The following is a 2,428-nucleotide window of genomic DNA, read 5'->3' on the forward strand; positions in this document are numbered from 1 at the left end:
CCATCCGGATGTACAGCGTGAGGGCCCCGCCCGCCGGCGCGTCCTTCAACGCGGGGATTTCCCGGCTCAGGCTGGAGCGCGACTGGAACATGATCTCCACATCGCCGCTCCTGACGCTGGCCCAGGCAAGGCCGTCGCCTTCGGGGACGCTTTGCTGCAGCGTGAACCCCAGCGTCTTCTCGTAGAACTCCACCGTGTCGGCCACGTTTTCGACCATCAGGTTGGGTGTCAGCCTCTTCAGCGCCACGGTCGTCCCAGCCTCCTTCTCGGCCCGGTAAACGCCCGGGCGTGTGCATGACCTGGCCGTCGAAGCGAGCGTATCATTGGATCCCTGACATCGGGGTGTCAGCTTTGCGAGAGAGTGACCGCGGGGGCTGGCGATGGGCGCAGCGGGAGTGGGAATCCTGATGCTCCTGGCACCGGCGGCCGACGTGCTGAGCGTCCCCGTCCAGGCCGGATCTCGCCATGCGGGCGTGCGGACAACCGATTGGGACGTCATGGAAGGCCGCCTATCTCGAGCCACTCTTCGCGCTCCATCCGCTCCCTCTCACGTCCCTCCTGCTCGATACGCCTTCGCTCCTCTTCCCACGCCTTTCGCTTGCGCTCTTTCTCGCGCTGCCGTTCGGCCATCCACTCCATCAATTCCTCGTCGCTGAGAACCTTGCCGTAGATCAGTTCGCTTTTGATGGCGTGTACGGCAGCGGGATACTCCCGGCTGACGTGGGAAGGCCAGGTTCCTTCGGCCATGTGCCTGGCGCCGCCCTGAGCGTACAGCTCCTCAATCAGCATGAGGGTGTGGATGTAGCCCCGGTCCCAACGGGTCCGCCTCAACTCCCGCTTGACGAACTCGGTCTTGATTTCTGAATGCCGATGCCTTTCCATACCGCGGCCTCCCTGTCACGGTCTCCTCCAGATGAACGTGCGGGCCTGGCCGGGGACAGCGCCTTCCCGAAAGGGGCGCAATCCCACTTCTGGAATGCGGCCTGTCCCGGCCGGCACGCCGGGCCGGCTCTGGACGGAGGGCCGCGACCGGCCGGCCTGGACGGTGTAAACAAATAACCCCTGCGGGAGCAGGGGTGTCGATGTGCCGAACCATGAGTCCCGGCTCCCATCTCTCAGGCTCAGGCCTGCAGGAATTGGCACCACGCCCGGCACGACTTCCGGGCAGGTTGCCCCGGCATCATCGGGCCTGGCCGCAGGACGTTGCCGCTATAGCGGGAGTTTATCCTTTGCCTTTCGAAGCGCCCTTGAACGGCCCACCGTCTGAGTGTGACGGTCCGCTTCCTTTCGCCATGGCGCCCGCGGCCTGTGACCTGGGAAACCGCATGTCCGAGCGCCGGCGGGCGCACATCCAGGGCAGCGCCTGGTCTACGCGACAGCCCCGCGGTTGACCCCGGCCTGGCGTATGGGGATACTGAAGCCATGAACCGCTTTGGTTGACGCTGACCTGATGCTCCGCTAACCGGCGGGCGACGTGCTGCAACCCCGACTCACCGGGCCAGCGGGCGGTACCCGGGCGCCCGGACGGGTCGGGGCTCCTGGCGCGCCTGTGCGCTCTCTGCCTGTTCGCCTCCTGTCTTCCTGCGTTTTCCAATCAGCCACGACGCAGGGAGGCCGGAGCGAATGGAGCAATCGAATAGCCGGTTTGTCGACATCGTCACCCGAGGTCGAGTGGAGCGTTTTCCAGGGGACCTGCTGCGGCGCGAGGCAGCGGGCTATCAGCGGGTGGTGGTGGACGTTGGCGCTGGCGACGGTCGGTACGCCTACCGGCTGGCGCGGGCCCACCCGGACACGTTGGTTCTCGCCATCGAACCCAATGCCGAAGCCGTGCGGCGGACAGCGCTTCGAGCCTGTTCCCGCCCCAGCCGTGGCGGGTTGCCCAACGTCCGGTTCGTACGGGCCGCCGTGGAAACGCTGCCACCGGCCCTGGACGGAGTCGCCGACGAGATTCTCGTCATGTTCCCCTGGGGAAGCCTGCTGCGCGCCGTCCTGCTGCCCGACATCGGCGCTTTGACCCGTCTGGCGCGGCTCGGCAAGCAGGGAGCCGTGCTCAACGTGTGGGTGAACGCCTCAGTTCTGGCGGAGCCGTACGCCCTTGCCCGGCTCGGGCTGCGCAGCGCCAGCTTCGGGGTAGGAGGGAGTGTGTCGGATGGCCCGCTTGTGCTGAGCCGGGGGTATGCGGTCGCCGGACTGGCTCTGGTGTCCTGCGAGTTCCGAGTGGTAGAGGTTCGAACGCCATGGGCAGCCCGCCTTGGACAGGGCCGGCCGCTTGAGGTTCTTGCCCTGGAGGCCCGAGTCACGCGCCTGCCGGAAGGCAGGGTTCCTGGCTGCAAGGCAGGGGAGCGACGCGAGAAGCCGTGCGACGAAGCCGTGAGGGACTCAACAGGGGCTCACACAGGCCAAGAGCGTCCCCTATCGCCGACGTGAG

At 66.9% G+C, this 2,428-nt stretch carries 3 protein-coding genes; 1 reads left to right on the top strand and 2 read right to left on the bottom strand.

Annotated elements, in window-relative coordinates:
• Nucleotides 1-247 (bottom strand): VOC family protein (locus tag AB1609_21250; protein ID MEW6048963.1); only part of this gene is annotated, 247 nt, incomplete at its 3' end.
• A gap of 248 nt (nt 248-495) precedes the next feature.
• Nucleotides 496-882: a hypothetical protein gene (locus AB1609_21255; protein ID MEW6048964.1), complete on the bottom strand. Its 387-nt coding sequence runs from the start codon at nt 880-882 to the stop codon at nt 496-498.
• A 741-nt stretch (nt 883-1,623) separates the two neighbouring features.
• On the opposite strand from AB1609_21255, the gene AB1609_21260 reads away from it, so the two are divergent.
• Nucleotides 1,624-2,427 (top strand): class I SAM-dependent methyltransferase, encoded by an 804-nt coding sequence (locus tag AB1609_21260; GenBank protein ID MEW6048965.1) that lies wholly within the window; start codon nt 1,624-1,626, stop codon nt 2,425-2,427.
• Nucleotide 2,428: the final 1 nt, after the last annotated feature.

The sequence above is a fragment of the Bacillota bacterium genome (genome assembly GCA_040754675.1).
Classification (GTDB): domain Bacteria; phylum Bacillota; class Limnochordia; order Limnochordales; family Geochordaceae; genus Geochorda.